The organism is Streptomyces sp. NRRL S-337 (assembly GCF_000720175.1).
Taxonomy (GTDB): Bacteria; Actinomycetota; Actinomycetes; order Streptomycetales; family Streptomycetaceae; genus Streptomyces; species Streptomyces siderophoricus.
In genome coordinates this window covers 42,862-62,125 of record NZ_JOIX01000023.1, presented here as the reverse complement: position 1 = coordinate 62,125, position 19,264 = coordinate 42,862, and the positions used below count along the sequence as shown (strand labels likewise).

The window sequence follows — 19,264 nt, the reverse complement described above, 5'->3', positions numbered from 1 at the left end:
ATGTCCACCAAGACCGACACCCCCCGCGACCCCGGCGCGCCCGGCGCCGACGACGCGGGCGCCGACCTCGGCGCGGCCGGCTCCCAGCTCTCCACGGCGCCCCGCGAAGACGTCACCCTGCCCTCGCTCGGCCCGGTCGGCTGGGCCCGCTGGTTCTGGCGGCAGCTGACCTCCATGCGGGTCGCGCTGCTGCTGCTCTTCCTGCTGTCGGTCGGCGCCATCCCCGGCTCGCTGATCCCGCAGACCAGCATCGACCCCGTCAAGGTCGACCAGTTCAAGGCCGACCACCCCACCCTCGGCGACGTCTACGACAAGCTGGGGATGTTCCACGTCTACAGCTCGGTGTGGTTCTCCGCCATCTACCTGCTGCTGTTCATCTCCCTGATCGGCTGCATCGTCCCGCGCAGCTGGCAGTTCGTCGGCCAGCTCCGCGGCCGCCCCCCGGCCGCGCCCCGCCGGCTGACCCGGCTGCCCGCGTACACCACCTGGCGCACCGACGCCGCACCCGACGACGTGCTCGCCGCCGCCGAGCGGATGCTGAAGAAGCGCCGCTTCCGCGCCCACCGGGCCGGCACCGCGGTCGCCGCCGAGAAGGGCTACCTGCGCGAGGTCGGCAACCTCGTCTTCCACGTCGCGCTGATCGTGATGCTCGTCGCGTTCGCCGTCGGCAGCCTGTGGAAGTCCGAAGGCGGCAAGCTGATCACCGAGGGCGACGGCTTCGCCAACAGCCTCACCCAGTACGACGACTTCAAATCCGGTGCCTTCTTCGACACCGACACCATGGAGCCGTTCGGCTTCACCCTCGACAAGTTCGACGCGACCTACGAACGCACCGGCCCGCAGAAGGGCACCCCGCGGATCTTCCGCGCCCATATCCGGTACTTCTCCGGCGCCGACGGCAAGGAACACAAGACCACCATCGAGGTGAACACCCCCCTCGACATCGCCGGCTCCAAGGTCTACCTGCTCTCCCACGGCTACGCGCCCGACGTCACCGTCAAGGACGGCCGCGGCAAGACCGTCTACAACGGCGCCGTCCCCTTCCTCCCCCAGGACCCGAAGAACTTCACCTCCACCGGTGTCGTCAAGGTCCCCGGCGCCCGGACGAAGGACGACAGGCCCAACCAGCTCGGCTTCCAGGGCTTCTTCGTCCCCACCTTCGGCGGCAAGGGCTCCGGCTCGATGTTCTCCACCTTCCCGGCGCTCGACAATCCCCGCCTGGTGCTCACCGCGTACCACGGCGACCTGGGCGTCGCCTCCGGGCTGCCGCAGAACGTCTACCAGCTCGACAAGAAGAACCTGAAGCAGTACAAGATCGACGGCCGGGCGGTCGCCCAGATGATGAAGCCCGGCGAGACCATGAAGCTCCCCGGCGGCGACGGCAGCATCACCTTCCACGGCGTCAAGACCTGGGCCAGCTTCAAGATCAGCCACCAGCCCGGCAACGGCCTCGCCCTCACCGGCGCGGTCGCCGCCCTGCTCGGCCTGGCCGGCTCCCTCTTCATTCAGCGGCGCCGCGTCTGGGTCCGCGCCGAGCGCGGGGAGAACGGCGTCACCGTCGTCGAGATGGCCGGACTCGGCCGCAGCGAGTCCGCCCGCCTCCCCGAGGAACTCGGCGACCTCGCCGCGGCCCTGGAGCCCGACGCCCCGCTCGCCCCGCACCCCGACCCGGACGCCGAAACCACCCGGGACCCCGAGGCCACCCCGGACCCCGGGACTGCCCCCGCCACCCCCTCCGAAGACCCCGCGGAGCCCACCGACTCTGACGGTCCTGCTGATCCCTCCGAAGGAGCGCGCGCGTGAACCTCGCCGCCGCAGCCAACGAGACACTGGCGCACAACAGCAATGTCCTGGTCTATTCGGCCATGGCGATCTACACCCTCGCCTTCGTCGCGCACATGGCCGAGTGGGTGTTCGGCAGCCGCAGCAAGGTCGGCCGCACCGCCGCCGCCCTCACCCCGAACGCCACCGCCTCGGCGCCCGCCACCGTCACGGCCCGGCAGAGCGGCGGCACCGCCGTACTGGAACGGCCCAAGGTCATCACCAAGTCCGCGGCCGGCAGCCGCGACGTCCCCGACGGCCCCGGCGCCGCCGGCGGCACCGAGAAGGGCGACCTCTACGGCCGCATCGCCATCTCGCTGACCGTCCTCGCCTGGGCGCTCCACGTCGGCGGCGTCGTCACCCGTGCCCTGTCCGTACAGCGTGCCCCCTGGGGCAACATGTACGAGTTCTCCACCACCTTCGCCGCCGTCGCCACCGGCATCTACCTGCTGCTGCTCGTCCTGGGGAAGAACGTCCGGTGGATCGGCCTGCCCCTGGTCACCACCGTCCTGCTCGATCTCGGCCTCGCCGTCTCCGTGCTCTACACCGCCAGCGACCAGCTCGTCCCCGCGCTGCACTCGTACTGGCTGTGGATCCACGTCAGCTGCGCGATCCTCTCCGGCGCCGTCCTCTACCTCGGCGCCGTCGCCACCCTGCTGTTCCTCTTCCGTGACCGCCACGAGGCCAAGCTCGCCGACCCCGCCGGCAAGCAGCCCGGCGCCTTCGCCGCCTCCGTCCTGGAGCGGCTGCCCTCCGCCGCGTCCCTCGACAAGTTCGCCTACCGCGTCAACGCCACCGTCTTCCCCCTGTGGACGTTCACGATCATCGCGGGTGCCATCTGGGCCGAGGCCGCCTGGGGCCGCTACTGGGGCTGGGACCCCAAGGAGGTCTGGTCCTTCATCACCTGGGTCGCCTACGCCTGCTACCTGCACGCCCGCGCCACCGCCGGCTGGAAGGGCCGCAAGGCCGCCTGGCTCGGCCTGATCGCCTTCGCCTGCTACCTCTTCAACTACTACGGCGTGAACATCTTCGTCACCGGCCTGCACTCCTACGCCGGCGTCTGAACCACCCGCATCCCACCCGGTGCCGTACGGAAAGCCCTCGGGCGAACCCGTACGGCACCGTCGTCCTCGCGGCCGGAACCCGGCCCGGCTTCCGCCCCGGCCCGTCCGCGCCGCCGGCCACGACCTCACCGCCGCCTGCGCCGCCCCCGCTCCTGCCGTGGCGGCACCTGCCCGGCCCCCGGCAGCGTCGGTTTCGGCAGATGCGCCACCTCCCACTGCGCCTCCGCCAGCTGCTCCGCCGTGTCGTCCGGCAGCCACGGCGGCCGGCGCGCCGCGTGCCGGAAGCCGAATGCCGACGTCAGATCGCCGAACGCCGCCCGCCGCCAGTCACTGATGTTCGGCTCCTGCACACCCGTCCAGCGCTCCAGGAACTGCAGCACCGACGTGTGGTCGAACGGGTCACCGGCCGCCCAGCCGCCCACCGTCCACGGCGACACGATCAGACACGGCACCCGGAAGCCACCGCCGATCGGCAGCCCCCCGACGAACTCGTCCCTGGTCCCCGGCGGCGGCACCGGCGGCGGCACATGGTCGAAGAGCCCGTCGTTCTCGTCGTAGTTGAGGATGAAGACCGTCTTCGCCCACACCCGCGGATTCGACGCGATCGCCTCCAGCTTCTGCGCCACATAGTCCGCGCCGGCCGCCGGCAGATAGTCCGGGTGTTCCGACTGGTGACTCGTCGGGATCAGCCACGACACCGCCGGCAGCCGGTCGTTGCGGGCGTCGTCCTCGAACGTGCCGGCCGGCTGCGGCCGCACCCCCCGCTCGTACAGCGGATCACCCGGCTGGGAGTCCCGGAACGTCTGGAACTGCTCCAGCAGGTTGCAGCCGTAGTCGTCCTCCTCCTGGTACACCTTCCAGCTGATCCCCGCGGCCTCCAACCGCTCCGCGTACGTCGTCCAGCGGTACGGCTTCGGCGCGGTGTTGTTCAGCACCGGCCCGCCCATCGTGCCGCCCGGGTCCAGCGTGCCGGTCATCCAGTACAGCCGGTTCGGCCAGGTCGGCCCGAAGACCGAGCAGAAGTAGTTGTCGCACAGCGTGAACGCCTCCGCCAGCGCGAACTGGAAGGGGATGTCCTCCCGTGTGTGATAGCCCATCACATACGGGCCGTTGACCCCGTCCGCCTTGCGGTGCGCCGGCAGCCAGCGGTCCATCTTCCCGCCGTTCCACGCCTCGTGCTGCACCGACCAGGCATGACTCGTGGAGGGAATGGCCTGCGCGCTGGACGTGTGGGTGTTGAGCCGGAACGGCAGCAGATAGCCGTCCGGATTCTCCGCGTCCGGCTGGTGGAAGACGTCACGGCCGTCCGGGAGCGTCAGCGCGTCCGGGTCGGCGAAACCACGGACCCCGCGCAGTGTGCCGAAGTAGTGGTCGAACGACCGGTTTTCCTGCATGAGCATGACGACGTGCTCGACGTCGTGCAGCGAACCGTGACGTGCGGGTCCGGCGGCGACGGCCTTTTGAACGCTGGGCGGCAGCAGAGTCAGCGCGGCGGCGCCACCGACCGCGCCGGCCGCGGAGCCGAGGAGTCTGCGTCGGGTCATGTCGGGCATATGTGCCACTCTCCCTGAGTCGCGTGAGCCCTCAGTGGGCCGACATGACTGTGGCGGCGGGGGAGTTTCCCGGGCAGGGGGAGGCGTCTGTACGGTCCGTCAATTGGCCATGAACAGCCGTGAGTTGGCCAGACCGCGCTACGTCCCATACGCCACACGAAGCAGTCCCCCACGGACCGCGCGGTGGCCGGAATTACGCGTTTGCCGGGCCGCCTCAGGACACGCGGCCGAGCCCCGGAGTTCCCTCGGGTGCAGGGTACGGACGCTCCTCGGGCAGCAACCCGGCCGCCCCCGTCACGTCCCCCGCGGCCATGCGCGCCCGCACCTCACGCGCCAGCTCCGTCACGTCCGTGATCCCCACCGTCCACTCGTCCGCGTAACCCCGCGACGCCTCCCCCGCCAGCCCCAGCTGCAGCGAACGGTACGGCAGCGCCCGCAACCACAGATCGCGCTCCGGGTCCCACTGCACCCGCGCCGGCGACTCCCGCAACTGCCGCCGCCAGGCATCCCGGTCCGCGTGCTCGTCCCGGTCGTAGTGCGACAGACACGCATGCCCGAGCGCCCAGTCAAAACCCGCCCGGTCGATCTCGACCGCCAGCACCGTCTCCTGCCCGGCCTTGGACGCCCAGCCGCAGCGGTACATCATCCACAGGAACGACGGCTTGATCCACGTCATCCGCTCCCGCTTCCACGCCACCGGGAACCGCCCGTCCCGCGCCGCCGGCAGCCCCAGCTCCGGTGCGTACGCCTGATAGACGGTGACGGTCCGTTCGGTGTAACGGGCGCGGATACGACAGACGGGCTCGGCGCTGTGGTGCGGGACGGTGCTCATGAGCGGTCATCCTGGCCGACGCCGCAGCGGCGGAGCCACCGAATTGACGGCCCGGGAGACCCTGGAAGCGTCCTAGTGGTCCTTCGCCGGCGGCGGCGTGTCCCCGTTGGTGCCGTTGTTGCCCTCCGACGCCTCGCCGCTCTTGCGCCGCAGCTCCTCCTCGCGGCGCCGCAGATCCGCCTCCCAGTCCTTCAGCAGCGCCTCGTCCTTCTTGTTCTCCTCCTTGAGGGAACGCAGGAACTCCGGATTGTCGTCCGGCGCCACCCACTTCGTGCTGTGGTTGCGGTGCCACTCCGAGGGCGTACTGCCGCCCCCGCCCGCCACCGGGTACCGCTGCTTGCCCGCCACCAGCCACGCGATCGGACCGATCAGCACCTCGCCGAAGAGCAGGATGACGATCACCCAGATCACCTTCGGCAGCCCGCGGACCTGCGATTCGGGGGTGTTGAGGCAGTCGATGAACGCGTAGATCCACAGTGCCAGCACCAGAAGGAACGGCAGATACCTGAGCATTGCGGAACGGGCCCCCTGCGGACGACGGCGGGCCCTCGGCAGGGCCCGGTGACCCGCTCAGGGTAGTGCGTACCTGATACTGGAACGCATGGCTTACGACGATCTCCGCTCGTTCCTGCGCGCTCTTGAGCGGGAAGGCGACCTCAAGCGCATCAAGGCCGAGGTCGACCCGTATCTCGAAGTCGGCGAGATCGTGGACCGGGTGCAGAAGGCCGGCGGCCCCGCGCTGCTCTTCGAGAACGTCAAGGGCACGGCGATGCCCCTCGCCATGAACGTCTACGGCACCGACCGCCGCCTCCTCAAGGCCCTCGGCCTCAAGGCGTACGAGGACATCAGCGCCAAGATCGGCGGCCTGCTCAAGCCCGAACTGCCGCACGGCTTCGTGGGGATCCGCGAGGCGTTCGGCAAGCTCGCCGGCATGACGCACGTGCCGCCGAAGAAGGTCAAGGGCGAGAGCGCCCCCGTCCAGGAGGTCGTGCTCACCGGCGACGACGTCGACCTGGACCAGCTCCCCGCCCTCTTCACCTGGCCCAAGGACGGCGGCTCGTTCTTCAACCTCGGCCTCACCCACACCAAGCACCCCGAAACCGGCGTCCGCAACCTCGGCCTCTACCGCCTCCAGCGCCACGACAAGCGCACCATCGGGATGCACTGGCAGATCCACAAGGACAGCCGCAACCACTACCAGGTGGCCGCCAAGCGCGGTGAGAAGCTGCCGGTCGCCATCGCCTTCGGCTGCCCGCCGGCCGTCACCTACGCCTCCACCGCCCCGCTCCCCGGCGACATCGACGAATACCTCTTCGCCGGCTTCCTCCAGGGCAAGCGCATCGAGATGGTCGACTGCAAGACCGTCCCGCTCCAGGTCCCGGCGCACGCCGAGGTCGTCATCGAGGGCTGGCTGGAGCCCGGCGAGATGCTCCCGGAGGGCCCGTTCGGCGACCACACCGGCTTCTACACGCCGCAGGAGCCGTTCCCGGCGCTGACCATCGACTGCGTGACGATGCGCAAGCGGCCGCTGCTCCAGTCGATCGTCGTCGGCCGCCCGCCGACCGAGGACGGCCCACTCGGCCGCGCGACGGAACGCTTCTTCCTCCCCCTGCTCAAGATCATCGTCCCGGACATCGTGGACTACCACCTCCCCGAGTCCGGCGGTTTCCACAACTGCGCGATCGTCTCGATCGACAAGAAGTACCCCAAGCACGCACAGAAGGTCATGCACGCCATCTGGGGCGCCCACATGATGTCGCTGACCAAGCTGATCGTGGTCGTGGACGCCGACTGCGACGTCCACGACCTCCACGAGGTCTCCTGGCGGGCCCTCGGCAACACCGACTACGCCCGCGACCTGACCGTCGTCGAAGGCCCCGTCGACCACCTCGACCACGCCTCCTACCAGCAGTTCTGGGGCGGCAAGGCGGGCATCGACGCGACGAAGAAGTGGCCCGAGGAGGGCTACACGAGGGACGGGGGCTGGCCGGACATGGTCGAGTCCGACCCGCGCACGGCGGCCCTCGTGGACCGCCGCTGGAAGGAGTACGGCCTCTGATGACCAGCGCCTCCGCCGCCCTCCCGCAGCCCGGCCGCACCAAGGCCTTCCTGCGCCTCGTCATGATCGAGCACTCGGTCTTCGCGCTCCCCTTCGCCTACATCGCGTCCCTGACCGCGATGTACCAGCGCGACAAGCGCATCGACTGGCTCCTGCTGCTCCTCGTCACCGTCTGCATGGTCGGCCTGCGCACCTTCGCGATGGCCGCCAACCGGATCATCGACCGCGAGATCGACGCCCGTAACCCGCGCACCGCCCACCGCGAACTGGTCACCGGCGCGGTGTCGGTGAAGTCCGCCTGGACGGGTGCGCTGATCGCCCTGGTCGTCTTCCTCGGCGCGGCCGCCCTGCTCAACCCCCTCTGCCTGGCGCTCGCCCCGGTCGCCGTCGTGCCGATGGTGGTCTATCCGTACGGCAAGCGCTTCACCAACTTCCCCCAGGCCATCCTCGGCCTCGCCCAGGCCATGGGCCCGATCGGCGCCTGGATCGCCATCACGGGCACCTGGTCCTGGGACGCCGTGATCCTCGGCCTCGCGGTCGGCATCTGGATCGGCGGCTTCGACCTGATCTACGCCTGCCAGGACGTCGACACCGACCGTGAGATCGGCGTCCGGTCCGTCCCGGCCCGCTTCGGCATCCCCGCCGCGATCTGGGGCGCCCGCGGCTGCCACCTCGTCACCACGGCGCTCTTTGCCTGGTACGCGCTGGCCACCGGCGCCGGCCCGTTCTTCTGGCTCGGCCTGCTGATCGTGGCCGCGGCCTTCCTCTACGAGCACTCCATCGTCCGCCCGCACGACCTTACCCGCCTCAACCGGGCCTTCTTCCAGGTCAACGGCTTCATCGGCATCGCGCTGTTCGTGTGCGCCCTGCTGGACCTGGTGGTGCGGGGGCTGTCGGTCTGAACGGCCCCGGCGTGAGCCGTTAGCGGGCGCTGCCCATGGTGCGGTCGGCGCTGGAGCCCTGGAGCAGCAGGGTGGTCTCCTCGATGCGGCGGAAGCGGCCGTCCGCTGCCAGGTCGGCGAAGACGTAGACCTCCATCCGCACGCTCGTGCCGTCCTTCTTCGTGAGGTGGGCGGTGTGCCGGTCGGCGTACTTGCTGCCGTCGTACAGCTCCTCGTGGATCTCGACGTGGCCGTCGGCGACGAGGGTGCGCAGGTGGGCGATGTGCTCCAGGAACTCGGTGCGGTCCGCCCACTGCCCGTCGGTGCGCTGACGGTACTCGGGGGCGAAGTCGCGGTCGGCTGCCTCCTGCAGGGTGAGGTCGCCGTTGAAGAGCAGGTCGGTCAGGGCGGCCTCGATGCCGGTGCGGGTCCCGGTCGGCGGGGTCCGGTTCGCGCCGGATGAGGCTGGCGTCCTCCAGCCGGGAGGCCCGGCGTGTGACGCCGGAGCCGCGCCCTAGATGTTCGTGGGGAGCGAGGGGCCCGGGAGGGCGGGGTGCGGGCGGGTGCGGAGGGTGAAGGCTGCGGTGATGCCGCCCAGGAGGCCGAAGAGGTGGGCCTGCCAGCTGACCTGGCCGGCGGTCATGGGGAGGGCGCCCCAGAGGATCGAGCCGTAGACCGCGCCGACGGCGAGGCCGATGACGATGTCAAGGGCGGAGCGCTCGATGAAGCCGCGCACCAGGAGGTAGCCGAAGAGGCCGAAGATCACGCCGGAGGCGCCCGCGGTGTTGCTGCCGGTGGCGGCGGTGAGCCACACGCCCAGACCGCTGACCAGGGTGATCAGGAGCACGACGGCCAGGAAGCGGCGGATGCCGCTGCGCAGGGCGGCGAGGAGGCCGAGCAGCAGCAACGGCAGGGTGTTGGCGGCCAGGTGGCCGAAGCCGAAGTGGAGGAAGGCGGCCGGTACGACGTCGACGAGCTCGGAGGGCTCGCGCGGCTCTATGCCGAAGGTGTCCAGTGCGCCGCTGGTGAGGACGTCGACGCCTTCCAGCAGCCAGAGCAGCGCGACCCAGCCCAGCATCAGCGCCAGGCACGTGGTCAGCTTCGCCCGGTCCTGTCGCATCGCAGTTCGTCCCGTCCCCGTCATCCCTGCCCGCCTCCCCGTCATCCTGCCCGCCTCCCCGTCATCCTGCCCGCCTTCCCGCCCTCGCTGCCCGTCCGTCGGTCGTCCGGCAGCCGTCGCGGTTGCCCGTTCCGCGCCCGCTCGGCCCCCACCTCAGAGCTAAGAACGGCCGTGACCGGGTTCCTGGTTCCGCCGGATAGGCTCGATGCGTGGAGCCGCCGCACAACAACACCAGCAACGCCAGTCACGACACGGGTCGCAAGGGCGCCGAGCGCCGTCGGCCCTGGGTCGTCGGGGTCTCCGGGGCGTCCGGGACGCCGTATGCGGCGTCCGTGTTGCGGGGGCTGCTCGCTGCCGGTGAGGCGGTGGACCTGGTTGTGAGCCGGGCGTCGCGGTTGACGTTGCTGGATGAGACCAAGATCGCCTTCCGGGACGCGCATTGGCGTGCTGACCTGCGGGAATGGCTGGCGCGCGGGGCGGACGGGAAGCCGGGGACGTTTCCGGTGACGGACGCGGAGCTGGCGCGGGTGCGCTACTGGGCGGCCGGAGACCTGGCGGCGGGGCCGTCGTCGGGGTCGTACCCGGTGAAGGGGATGCTGATCGTCCCCGCCAGTACGGCGTGCGTGGCCGGGGTGGCGCTGGGGCTGTCGAAGGACCTGCTGCAGCGGGTGGCGAGCGTGACGCTCAAGGAGCGGCGTCGGCTGGTGGTGGCGGTGCGGGAGACTCCGCTGAACGGTCCGACGCTGAAGCATCTGGTGACGCTCGACGAGGCGGGCGCGATCGTGCTGCCCGCCTCGCCGGCGTTCTATGCGGGAGCGACGCACATCCAGGATCTGGTGGATTTCGTCGCGGGCCGGGTGCTCGATGCGGCGGAGGTGCCGCACGGGTTGTACCGGCGTTGGGAGGGGGAGCTTCGGGGTGGCTCCAAGGACGAGGAGGAGGCCCCGGACGCTCCTTAGCGCTTCTTCGCCGCGGCGGCGCGCCCGAAGCGGCGCCGGGCCCGCGGCTCGGCGGGCTTGTGGGCACGTGAACGATTGGCCTGGTCCTGCAGCTCGCGCATGCGGGCGTAGGCCATCTCGATCGAGTACACGGTGACAACTCCTGTGAGATCGTCTTTGATCGCTTGAAAATCGCAGGGACTAGGCCCTGTGTGCCTTAGATTCTACATGCAGAACTCGAAATTGCGTAAAGATTGGAAGGCTTGAGGGCATGGACGCGGTGGATAGGCAGCTCATCCAGGCACTGCGCGAGAACGGCCGGGCCTCGTACGCGGAGCTCGGCCGGCTCGTCGGCCTCTCCGGGCCCAGCGTCACCGACCGGATCAACCGCCTCGAAGCGGCCGGAGTGATCACCGGTTACCGCGCGACGGTCAACGCCGCCTCGCTCGGCCTCGGCGTCACCGCCCTGGTCGGCATCTCGCTGTCGGACGCGGCCGACCACGAGGACGTCGCCCGCCGGCTGCGCGACCTCGAAGAGATCGAGGACTGCTGGTTCATCGCGGGCGACGACTCGTACATGCTCAAGGTGCGGGTCGGTGACGTCGACGGGCTGGAGCGCACCATCCGGCGGCTGTCCGGCACCAAGGGCGTCTCCCGTACGCGCACCACGATCGTGCTGTCCACCAAGTGGGAGAACCGCGTCGGGGAACTGCCCGAAGAGGCCGAGTAGGACGGGGCGAGTGGGGCGGGGCCGAGCGAGCCACCGGGGGCCGCCCCGGCCCCGGACTCGCCAAGGGCGCCCCGTCCGCGCCGATTACGGGGGAGTACGCTCGACGAAGCCCGTTTCCGGCACCGAGACCGTGCCGCGGGTCGGCACAGATACGGCAGAGACTGGGAGGCGACCGGATGGCTGCGTCGATGGATGTGGGCCTCAAGCGTGAGCTGGAGGCGAAGGTCCACGCCGGGGAGCGGCTGACCCGCGAGGACGGCATCGCCCTCTACGAGTCCGACGACCTGGCCTGGCTGGGCGGTCTCGCCCACGAGGTGCGCACCCGCAAGAACGGTGACGTCGTCCACTTCAACGTCAACCGTCACCTCAACATGACGAACGTGTGCACCGCCTCCTGCGCGTACTGCTCCTTCCAGCGCAAGCCGGGCGAGAAGGACGCGTACACGATGCGCATCGAGGAGGCCGTCCGCCTCGCCAAGGCGATGGAGAACGAGAACCTCACCGAGCTGCACATCGTCAACGGCCTGCACCCGACCCTTCCGTGGCGCTACTACCCGCGCTCACTGCGCGAGTTGAAGAAGGCGCTGCCGAACGTCTCCCTCAAGGCGTTCACGGCGACCGAGATCCACCACTTCGAGACCATCTCGGGCCTGTCCGCCTCGGAAATCCTCGACGAGCTGATCGACGCCGGGCTGGAGTCGCTCACCGGCGGCGGCGCCGAGATCTTCGACTGGGAGGTCCGGCAGCACATCGTCGACCACCGCACCCACTGGGAGGACTGGTCGCGGATCCACCGCCTGGCGCACGAGAAGGGCCTCAAGACCCCCTCGACGATGCTCTACGGCCACATCGAGGAGCCCCGGCACCGCGTCGACCACGTGCTGCGGCTGCGTGAACTCCAGGACGAGACCGGCGGTTTCCAGGTCTTCATTCCGCTGCGCTACCAGCACGACTTCGTCGACATGCAGGACGGCAAGGTCCGCAACCGCCTCCAGGCGCGCACGACCATGGCCACCGGTGCCGAGGCGCTGAAGGTCTTCGCGGTCTCCCGCCTCCTCTTCGACAACGTCCCGCACGTCAAGTGCTTCTGGGTGATGCACGGCCTGCAGACCACCCAGCTCGCCCTGCAGCACGGCGCGGACGACATGGACGGCTCGGTCGTCGAGTACAAGATCACGCACGACGCGGACAACTACGGCACGCCGAACAAGCTGACCCGCGAGGACCTGCTGGAGCTGATCCGCGACGCCGGTTTCCGTCCCGTCGAGCGCAACACCCGCTACGAGGCGATCCGCGAGTACCCGGGCCCGGACCCGGACCGCCGCGAGTCGCCCCAGCCGATGCGCGTCTGAGCACGACAGGCGCAGGGCAAGCGCCCGATGGCATGCGGCAGGGGCCCGGAAGATCGCCCCTGCCGCTGTGCTTGACTGGAGGCGACCCTTTCGGTTGCCGTTGAGAAGAAGGTCCCGTCCGTGAGTAGCCACAAGTTCGCCACGCTCCGCTACACCGCCCTTCGCCTCGGCCTGTTCGTCGCCTGCTTCGCGGTGGTGTGGGCGCTGGCCTACTTCGGGATCATCCCGCTCGCGGTCGGCGCGTCGAACACCGTCTGGATGCTGCTGCTCGCCATCGTGATCTCCGCGCCGCTCAGCTTCGTTCTGCTGCGCAAGCAGCGGGACGCGATGTCCGAGCAGATCGTCGCCAAGGTCGACCGCCAGCGCGAGCGCATCGCGGCCAACGCGGGCCAGGAGGACGACCTCGTCTGACCCCGCCGCCCGGCGCCGACCTCACCGGCGCCCGCGGCCGTAAGACACCCCGCGGCAGTGAGACACCTCACGCCCCCTCATCCGTCCGGCAGGCGCCGGTCCGTGGAGCTTCCCGCCACGGACCGGCGCCTGCCGCGTTGTTGACGCCCGTTCCGTTGCCGGCTCCCCGGGGAACCTCCATGGAACCCAAAGATTTTCTTTGGGTTCCTCAAAGTTCGAGTGTTAACGTACTTGCCATGAAGACAGCAGCTGCGCCCTCGTCCCCCATGAGCGTTCCGCTCGTGGTGCGCCTGCACGTCGATCTTTGCCGCTGTATGTCCGCGGCCTGTCGTCGCCGCTGAACGACCTCATCCAGCGGCCGGAGATCCTGCCTCTTCCGTACGGACCTCCTGGCGCTTTTTCACGCCTTTTCCCGATGTCTTACCTGTTCCCGGAGTGTGTCCGTTGTCCACGTCGTCCGCGCCGTCCGAGTCGTCCACGAAGACGCCGAGGTCCTCCCGCATACCCAAGGTCCCGTTCTGGGCCCAGATCCTGGCGGGTCTCGCCCTGGGTGTGCTGCTCGGCTGGATAGCCAAGAGCAATGACCTCGGCTGGCTCACCTCGACGCTCCAGCACATCGGCGACCTCTTCGTCCAGCTGCTGAAGCTGGCCGTCGCCCCGCTGGTGTTCTTCGCGATCCTGGTGTCGATCACCAACCTGCGGCAGGTCAACAACGCCGCGCGGCTCGCCACCCGCACCCTGCTGTGGTTCATGGCCACGTCGCTGATCGCGGTGGCGATCGGCCTGGCCATCGGCCTGCTCACCCACCCCGGCGCGGGCACCGGCCTCACCCCCAAGGACGGCAAGCTCCCCGAGCACGCCGGCTCCTGGATCGACTTCCTGACCGGCATCGTCCCGACGGACGTCATCACCCCCTTCACCGAGCTGAACGTCCTGCAGATCGTCTTCATGGCGGCCGTCGCCGGTATCGCCGCGCTCCAGCTCGGCGAGAAGGCCGAGCCGGTCCTGCGGCTCAGCCGCTCGGTCCTCGAACTGCTGCAGAAGGCCCTGTGGTGGGTCATCCGCCTCGCCCCGATCGGCACCGTCGGCCTCATCGGCAACGCCATCGCCACGTACGGCTGGAACCTGATCGGCAAGTACGCGACCTTCACCGTCGACATCTACGTCGGCTGCGCGATCGTCCTCTTCGGCGTCTACCCGCTGCTGCTGGCGACCGTCGCCAAGGCCAACCCGCTGCAGTTCTTCCGCGGCGCCTGGCCCGCCATCCAGCTGGCCTTCGTCTCCCGCTCCTCGGTCGGCACCATGCCGGTCACCCAGCAGGTCACCGAGCGCCTCGGCGTGCCGCGCGAGTACGCCTCCTTCGCGGTGCCGTTCGGCTCGACGACCAAGATGGACGGCTGCGCCTCGATCTACCCGGCGATCGCCGCGATCTTCATCGCCCAGATCTTCGACGTCCACCTCGCCGTCGGCGACTACATCCTGATCGCGTTCGTCTCCGTCATCGGCTCGGCCGCCACCGCCGGCCTCACCGGCGCGACGGTCATGCTGACCCTGACCCTCTCCACCCTGGGCCTGCCCCTGGAGGGCGTCGGCCTGCTGATGGCCATCGACCCGATCCTGGACATGATGCGGACGGCCACCAACGTCGCCGGTCAGTCGGTCATCCCGATCCTGGTCTCCGCCAAGGAAAAGATCCTGGACCGCGAGGCGTACAACAGCGCGAAGAGCATCAGCCTGGGCTCGGCCACTGCTGAGGGCGCGGAGGAGCAGCTCTCCGTGCCGGCTGCGGCATAGCCTGAGCTTGTCTTCCGGCTGCGCCCCGATCTCCTTGAGGTCGGGGCGCAGGCGTTCCTGCCGGTCACGGAACGAACCGGTCGCAGAGCGAACCGGTCACCGAATGAACCGGTCACGGAACTGGCCGGCGGGTTGTCCGGCTGGGTTATCCGGCTCTCTTCTCGGTGCCGGCCGGTCGTGGTTCGCCGACTTCCGGTACGCGCAGCGAGAACCAGCCGGCCCGGTACCCGAACAGCCACACCACGCCCAGGTACAGCCCCGGGCCGACTTCGCGGATTTCGTCGCGAATACCGCGGGCCGCCAGGGAGATCTTCGAGTAGTCGACGACGATGCACTCCCGGTCGTCCAGCAGGCTCGGCCCTCGGTAGACCTGGGCGACGATGGCGAGAATGTCGAACGTGGTCAGTCGATTGCTCACGTAGCCCTGCTCGAAGACCTTGCCCCGCCACACGGCCAGGCGCACCAGCCGGGCGAGCGACCGGGCCACCTTGGCGCCTCCCCACCGGACGATGGCCGTGCCCTCCAGTGGCCCCGCGGGAATGTCGCCGGGCGGGCTTTCGCGGAAGAGCTCCAACAACCGGGCATCCCCGGCCTTGAGCAGATCCGCCTCGCTGACCGCCACGATCATCCTCCGCGATGCTCCTCCGTGATCCTCCTCCATGGCCATCCTCCTGACGCAGGATCACCAGGGTCACCACCGGCCACCCGGGCCCCAGGGCAACCACTGGTCACCAGGGCCACAGAGCCATCACCGGCCACCAGGGCCACCTGGCCACCAGGACTGCCAAGGCCCCACGCCGCCCACGGGTGGTCCCTCCGGCCCACTCTGGACGCCCCGCAGGGATCCCACCATCGCTGCCGGGCCGAACGGGGGAGCCCGTGCCGTCGCAGGAGGGAGCCGGAAGACGCCTAGCTGCGCTGGCGGACCCGGCGGGCCGTGGGGCCCGGGCCGGGGGCGGGGGTGCCGAGGGGGCCGGTGGCGAGGTGGGTCAGCAGGCGGAGGAACGTCTGCCGGTCCGCGTCCGGTAGTGACGCGAGAGCCCGTTCGTGCACCGCGTCCACGATCTGCTGGCTGCGCTCGGCGGTGCGTGCGCCCTCTTCCGTGACGGCGATGATCCGGGCCCGCCGGTCGGTGCTGGAGGGGCGGCGCTCGGCGAGTCCGGCCTTCTCCAGGGCGTCGACGGTGACCACCATCGTGGTCTTGTCCATGTCGCCGATCTCGGCGAGCTGGATCTGGGTGCGTTCCTCCTCCAGCGCGTGCACCAGGACGCAGTGCATGCGCGCGGTGAGCCCGATCTCGGCGAGCGCCGCCGCCATCTGGGTGCGCAGCACATGTCCGGTGTGGTCCAGCAGGTAGGAGAGGTCCGGCTGGGTGCGGGTCGGGGGCGGCGACATGGCGGTCATGGCTCCAGCGTAAGCCACGATCGATCCGAAAAATATAGTCTGCAACGGAACTATCTGTTACGGTCCCTCTATCTCGTCGCCGGCCGGCATCCATCTGCTCACGCCGTCCGGCGCGCCTCCCGTACGTACTGCGACAGGAGGGCCACCGTGCCCAAGTCCCGTTCCGTGCCCCCGCGTTCACCGCGCCGCGGCCTCGCCCTCGTCGTCATCGCCGCCAGCACGCTGATGATCGTGCTGGACGGCTCCATCGTCACCGTGGCCATGCCGGCCATCCAGCACGACCTCGGGTTCAGCCCCGAGGGCCTGAGCTGGGTCGTCAACGCCTATCTCGTCGCCTTCGGCAGCCTGCTGCTCCTCGCCGGGCGGCTCGGCGACCTCCTCGGGCGCAAGCGGATGTTCGTCGCCGGCACCGCCGTCTTCACCGCCTCCTCGCTCCTGGCGGGTCTCGCCTCCGGGCCCGCGGTGCTGCTGGCCGCCCGTTTCCTGCAGGGCGTCGGCAGCGCCATGACGGCGGCCGTGGGTCTCGGCATCCTCGCCGCCCTCTACCCCGAGGGACGCGAACGGGCCCGCGCCCTGGCGGTGTTCAGCTTCACCGGTGCCGCCGGCGCCTCGATCGGCCAGGTGCTCGGCGGCCTGCTGACCGACGCACTGGACTGGCACGGGATCTTCCTGATCAACCTGCCCATCGGGGCCGCCGTCCTCGCCCTGGCCCGACCCGCACTGCCCGCCGGCCGGGGGCTCGGCCTGCGGGCCGGGGCCGACGCCTGGGGCGCGCTCCTGATCACCGCAGGTCTCATGGCGACGCTCTACGGCATCGTCAACACCGCGACGTACGGCTGGACTTCACCGCGCGCGCTGGTTCCGGCATCCGTCGGTACGGCGCTGGTCGTCGCCTTCCACCTGCGCCAGGCCCGGGCCCGCACCCCGCTGCTGCCGCTGCGCATGCTGCGCTCGCGCGCCGTGGTCACCGCCAACCTCGTCCAAATCCTCATGATTGCCGCCCTGTTCGCCTTCCAGGTGCTGGTGGCGCTCTACCTGCAGGGCGTACTCCGCTACGACGCCGCCCGTACCGGACTGGCGATGCTCCCCGCCGCCCTGGCCATCGGCGCCACCTCGCTGGTCGTCTCCGCCCGGCTGATCGCCCGCTATGGGGAGCGCGCCGTACTGCGGACCGCCCTCGTCCCGCTGATCGCTGCCCTCGCCCTGCTCACCCGGCTGCCCGTGCACGCCGCCTACGTCACCGATCTGCTGCCCGTGATGCTGCTGGTGGCCGGCTTCGGCCTGGCCCTGCCCGCGCTCACCGCACTCGGCATGTCCGGCGTCGACAGCCAGGACGCCGGACTGGCCTCGGGCCTGTTCAACACCACCCAGCAGCTCGGCTCGGCGCTCGGCGTCGCGGTGCTGTCCACGCTGGCGGCCGGCCGCACCGACACCCTCACGGGGCAGGGCAGCCCGCGCCCCGAAGCCCTCACCGCCGGCTACCACGTGGCCTTCGCCGCCGGCGCGGGACTGCTCGCCCTGGCACTGCTGGCCGCCACGGTGCTGCTACGGCGGCCCCGGGTGGCGGAGGTGGCCGTGCTGACCGTGGTGGAGGGGCCGGCAGAAGGGCGGGGGCCCGCGCAGCACACCGCGCCGACCGCGGTTCCGTCCGCCTGACCCGACCCCCGCCCCCCGCCCGCCCCACACACACCAGACGCCCCTGAACTACCGCCCCCCACACCCGAACGACCTCCACCCGCCCCCGAACGACTTCCACCCGCCCCCCGTACCCGGACCCACCCACCGAAAGAGAGCCCCTCATGCCCGGCCCCGCCCCGCGCGTCCTCACCGAGACCGAACTCGACGGCATCCTTCAGGAGCAGCAGTTCGGCGTGCTCGCCAGCGTCCGCAAGACCGGCCACCCACACCTCGCCACGGTCCTGTACCGCTGGGACCCGGCGGAGCGGATCGTGCGGATCTCCAGCACGCAGGACCGCCTCAAGCCCCGCCACCTGCGCGCCGACCCGCACGCCGCCCTGCACGTCAGCCGCGATGTGTGGGCCTACGCGGTCGCCGAGGGCGAGGTCGAGGTCTCGTCCCCCACCACCGTCCCCGGCGACGCGGTCGGCCGCGAACTGCTCGCCATGGCGGCCGCGGGCGGAGCCCCGCTGGACGAGGACGCCTTCCTGGCGGAGGCCGTCACCGAACGGCGCGTCGTCCTCCGCCTCAAGGTGACCCGCCTCTACGGCACGGCACTGGACGTCACCGAGGGTTCCTAGGGACGGCTCCTAGGGACGGGGGATCTGCCGCGGGGGAGTGGCGAGCGGGCCCCCGTCAGGCCGCCGTCACCGCCCCCGTGTGCGCCAGGATCGCCTCCGCCAGCGGACCCTGTACGGCCGGCGGCAGCGCATGCCCCATCCCCGGGATCTCGACGACGTACGCACCGCCGATGCACTGCGCGAGGTGCTGCGGATGCGGCGGCGGGAACACCGGCTCGGCGGGCGCCGCGATCACCAGCGTGGGCACCTCGTTCCTCGCCAGCTCCTCCGTACGCAGCATCCCGCTGTCGTCCGCCCGGCCGTGCGCGGTGCCCACCCGGTGGTGCCCGGTGTGCGCGATGACCCGCCGCTCCAGAGCCGCGTAGTGGTCGGCGTCGAACGGCAGTTGACCACCGGCGAGTACCCGCCAGTGTTCGAGCCGCCGCGCCACCTCCGCCTCCGGGCCGTGGTCCTCGACCGGGCGGGCCCACAACTCCAGGACCTCGGGCCTGATGCCGGGGAGTTCACCGACCGGGACGAGGGAGCCGTCCGGTGCGGTGTAGGGGGTGGTGCTGAGGGCCATGGTGCCGATGAGAGTGGCGCCGATCCATCGGTCGGGGTGGTCGGCGAGCGCCATCTGGGCCAGCATGCCGCCCAATGACATGCCGACGAGATGCGCACGCTCGATGCCCAGCCCGTCCAGGACGGCGATCACGTCGTCCGCGAGATCGGCGATCCGGTACGGATGGTCGTCAAAGCACCAGCTGGAGCGACCGGTGTCCCGGTGGTCGTAGCGGATCACCCGGTGGTGTGCGGCCAGCGCGTCGACCAGCCCGTCCGGCCAGCCGACGCCGGTCGCCTGGGCCCCCATGACGAGCAGCAGCGGGGGCGCGTCGGCGGCGCCGCGCTGTTCGGTCCACAGGCGGATGCCGGGGGCGACGTCGAGGAACTGCTGCACGGTGATGTCCTCCAGGAAGAGCGGGGTGAAGGGGTAGCCCTTCGAACCCGGCCAATGGAACGAGACGTATCGTCTCGTCACCCGCCTGTGGCTGTCAACTCACCGGCCGG

General features: G+C 70.5%; 20 protein-coding genes. 11 read left to right on the top strand and 9 right to left on the bottom strand.

From position 1 onward, the window contains the following. Nucleotides 1-1,803 (top strand): cytochrome c biogenesis protein ResB, encoded by a 1,803-nt coding sequence (locus tag IG62_RS0118740; protein ID WP_030803948.1) that lies wholly within the window; start codon nucleotides 1-3, stop codon nucleotides 1,801-1,803. Continuing rightward, entirely contained in the window at nucleotides 1,800-2,885 is a 1,086-nt protein-coding gene (ccsB, locus tag IG62_RS0118735; protein ID WP_030803946.1) for a c-type cytochrome biogenesis protein CcsB, read from the top strand. Before IG62_RS0118740 ends, ccsB begins: the two co-directional genes overlap by 4 nt. Nucleotides 2,886-3,010: 125 nt before the next feature. On the opposite strand, the gene IG62_RS0118730 is transcribed toward ccsB, so the two are convergent. The 3 genes from IG62_RS0118730 to IG62_RS0118720 all read right to left on the bottom strand — a co-directional run bounded on the left by IG62_RS0118730 (nucleotide 3,011) and on the right by IG62_RS0118720 (nucleotide 5,783). Beyond that, the gene (locus IG62_RS0118730; RefSeq protein WP_030803943.1) at nucleotides 3,011-4,438 is read right to left on the bottom strand and encodes an alkaline phosphatase family protein; all 1,428 of its coding nucleotides are present in this window, start codon (nucleotides 4,436-4,438) and stop codon (nucleotides 3,011-3,013) included. 214 nt (nucleotides 4,439-4,652) lie between these two features. Next, entirely contained in the window at nucleotides 4,653-5,270 is a 618-nt protein-coding gene (locus IG62_RS0118725; protein ID WP_030803939.1) for a DUF4291 domain-containing protein, read from the bottom strand. A 72-nt stretch (nucleotides 5,271-5,342) separates the two neighbouring features. Then, nucleotides 5,343-5,783 (bottom strand): PLD nuclease N-terminal domain-containing protein, encoded by a 441-nt coding sequence (locus tag IG62_RS0118720; RefSeq protein ID WP_037838579.1) that lies wholly within the window; start codon nucleotides 5,781-5,783, stop codon nucleotides 5,343-5,345. Nucleotides 5,784-5,871: 88 nt separating this feature from the next. On the opposite strand from IG62_RS0118720, the gene IG62_RS0118715 reads away from it, so the two are divergent. Both IG62_RS0118715 and mqnP read left to right on the top strand, forming a co-directional pair. Then, nucleotides 5,872-7,329 (top strand): menaquinone biosynthesis decarboxylase, encoded by a 1,458-nt coding sequence (locus IG62_RS0118715; protein WP_030803932.1) that lies wholly within the window; start codon nucleotides 5,872-5,874, stop codon nucleotides 7,327-7,329. After that, nucleotides 7,329-8,231 (top strand): menaquinone biosynthesis prenyltransferase MqnP, encoded by a 903-nt coding sequence (gene mqnP / locus IG62_RS0118710; protein ID WP_030803929.1) that lies wholly within the window; start codon nucleotides 7,329-7,331, stop codon nucleotides 8,229-8,231. Before IG62_RS0118715 ends, mqnP begins: the two co-directional genes overlap by 1 nt. Before the next feature lie 19 nt (nucleotides 8,232-8,250). Here mqnP and IG62_RS0118705 read toward each other — a convergent pair whose 3' ends face one another. Beyond that, a complete protein-coding gene (locus tag IG62_RS0118705; RefSeq protein WP_030803925.1) occupies nucleotides 8,251-8,628 on the bottom strand; it encodes a nuclear transport factor 2 family protein in 378 nt (125 codons plus the stop codon). Nucleotides 8,629-8,724: 96 nt separating this feature from the next. Beyond that, the gene (locus tag IG62_RS0118695; protein WP_030803918.1) at nucleotides 8,725-9,330 is read right to left on the bottom strand and encodes a rhomboid family intramembrane serine protease; all 606 of its coding nucleotides are present in this window, start codon (nucleotides 9,328-9,330) and stop codon (nucleotides 8,725-8,727) included. Between the two features lie 209 nt (nucleotides 9,331-9,539). On the opposite strand from IG62_RS0118695, the gene IG62_RS0118690 reads away from it, so the two are divergent. Beyond that, on the top strand, nucleotides 9,540-10,289 hold the full coding sequence (locus tag IG62_RS0118690) for a UbiX family flavin prenyltransferase (protein ID WP_030803915.1): 750 nt from the start codon (nucleotides 9,540-9,542) through the stop codon (nucleotides 10,287-10,289). Here IG62_RS0118690 and IG62_RS49560 read toward each other — a convergent pair. Then, entirely contained in the window at nucleotides 10,286-10,420 is a 135-nt protein-coding gene (locus tag IG62_RS49560; protein WP_267881512.1) for a hypothetical protein, read from the bottom strand. The two genes, IG62_RS0118690 and IG62_RS49560, sit on opposite strands and share 4 nt — an antisense overlap. Before the next feature lie 119 nt (nucleotides 10,421-10,539). On the opposite strand from IG62_RS49560, the gene IG62_RS0118680 reads away from it, so the two are divergent. The 4 genes from IG62_RS0118680 (at nucleotide 10,540) to IG62_RS0118665 (ending at nucleotide 14,555) form a co-directional block, all read left to right on the top strand. Continuing rightward, the gene (locus tag IG62_RS0118680) at nucleotides 10,540-10,998 is read left to right on the top strand and encodes an Lrp/AsnC family transcriptional regulator (RefSeq protein WP_030416168.1); all 459 of its coding nucleotides are present in this window, start codon (nucleotides 10,540-10,542) and stop codon (nucleotides 10,996-10,998) included. 188 nt (nucleotides 10,999-11,186) lie between these two features. After that, nucleotides 11,187-12,350, top strand: coding sequence for an aminofutalosine synthase MqnE (mqnE, locus tag IG62_RS0118675; protein WP_030803912.1), 1,164 nt, complete (start codon nucleotides 11,187-11,189; stop codon nucleotides 12,348-12,350). 120 nt (nucleotides 12,351-12,470) lie between these two features. Then, nucleotides 12,471-12,761 carry a DUF4229 domain-containing protein gene (locus IG62_RS0118670; RefSeq protein ID WP_030803909.1) on the top strand — a complete coding sequence of 97 codons (291 nt, stop codon included), beginning with the start codon at nucleotides 12,471-12,473 and terminating at the stop codon, nucleotides 12,759-12,761. 444 nt (nucleotides 12,762-13,205) lie between these two features. After that, the gene (locus tag IG62_RS0118665) at nucleotides 13,206-14,555 is read left to right on the top strand and encodes a dicarboxylate/amino acid:cation symporter (protein WP_030803906.1); all 1,350 of its coding nucleotides are present in this window, start codon (nucleotides 13,206-13,208) and stop codon (nucleotides 14,553-14,555) included. Nucleotides 14,556-14,700: 145 nt separating this feature from the next. Here the strand turns inward: IG62_RS0118665 and IG62_RS0118660 are convergent, their stop codons facing one another. After that, entirely contained in the window at nucleotides 14,701-15,183 is a 483-nt protein-coding gene (locus IG62_RS0118660) for a hypothetical protein (protein WP_234326607.1), read from the bottom strand. 281 nt (nucleotides 15,184-15,464) lie between these two features. After that, a complete protein-coding gene (locus IG62_RS0118655) occupies nucleotides 15,465-15,959 on the bottom strand; it encodes a MarR family winged helix-turn-helix transcriptional regulator (RefSeq protein WP_030803900.1) in 495 nt (164 codons plus the stop codon). A gap of 225 nt (nucleotides 15,960-16,184) precedes the next feature. Here IG62_RS0118655 and IG62_RS0118650 point away from each other — a divergent pair, with 225 nt between their 5' ends. Both IG62_RS0118650 and IG62_RS0118645 read left to right on the top strand, forming a co-directional pair. Continuing rightward, nucleotides 16,185-17,615, top strand: coding sequence for an MFS transporter (locus tag IG62_RS0118650; protein ID WP_078872080.1), 1,431 nt, complete (start codon nucleotides 16,185-16,187; stop codon nucleotides 17,613-17,615). Between the two features lie 143 nt (nucleotides 17,616-17,758). Continuing rightward, on the top strand, nucleotides 17,759-18,217 hold the full coding sequence (locus IG62_RS0118645; RefSeq protein WP_030803894.1) for a TIGR03618 family F420-dependent PPOX class oxidoreductase: 459 nt from the start codon (nucleotides 17,759-17,761) through the stop codon (nucleotides 18,215-18,217). 55 nt (nucleotides 18,218-18,272) lie between these two features. On the opposite strand, the gene IG62_RS0118640 is transcribed toward IG62_RS0118645, so the two are convergent. Beyond that, on the bottom strand, nucleotides 18,273-19,154 hold the full coding sequence (locus IG62_RS0118640; protein ID WP_030803890.1) for an alpha/beta fold hydrolase: 882 nt from the start codon (nucleotides 19,152-19,154) through the stop codon (nucleotides 18,273-18,275). Nucleotides 19,155-19,264 lie beyond the last annotated feature (110 nt).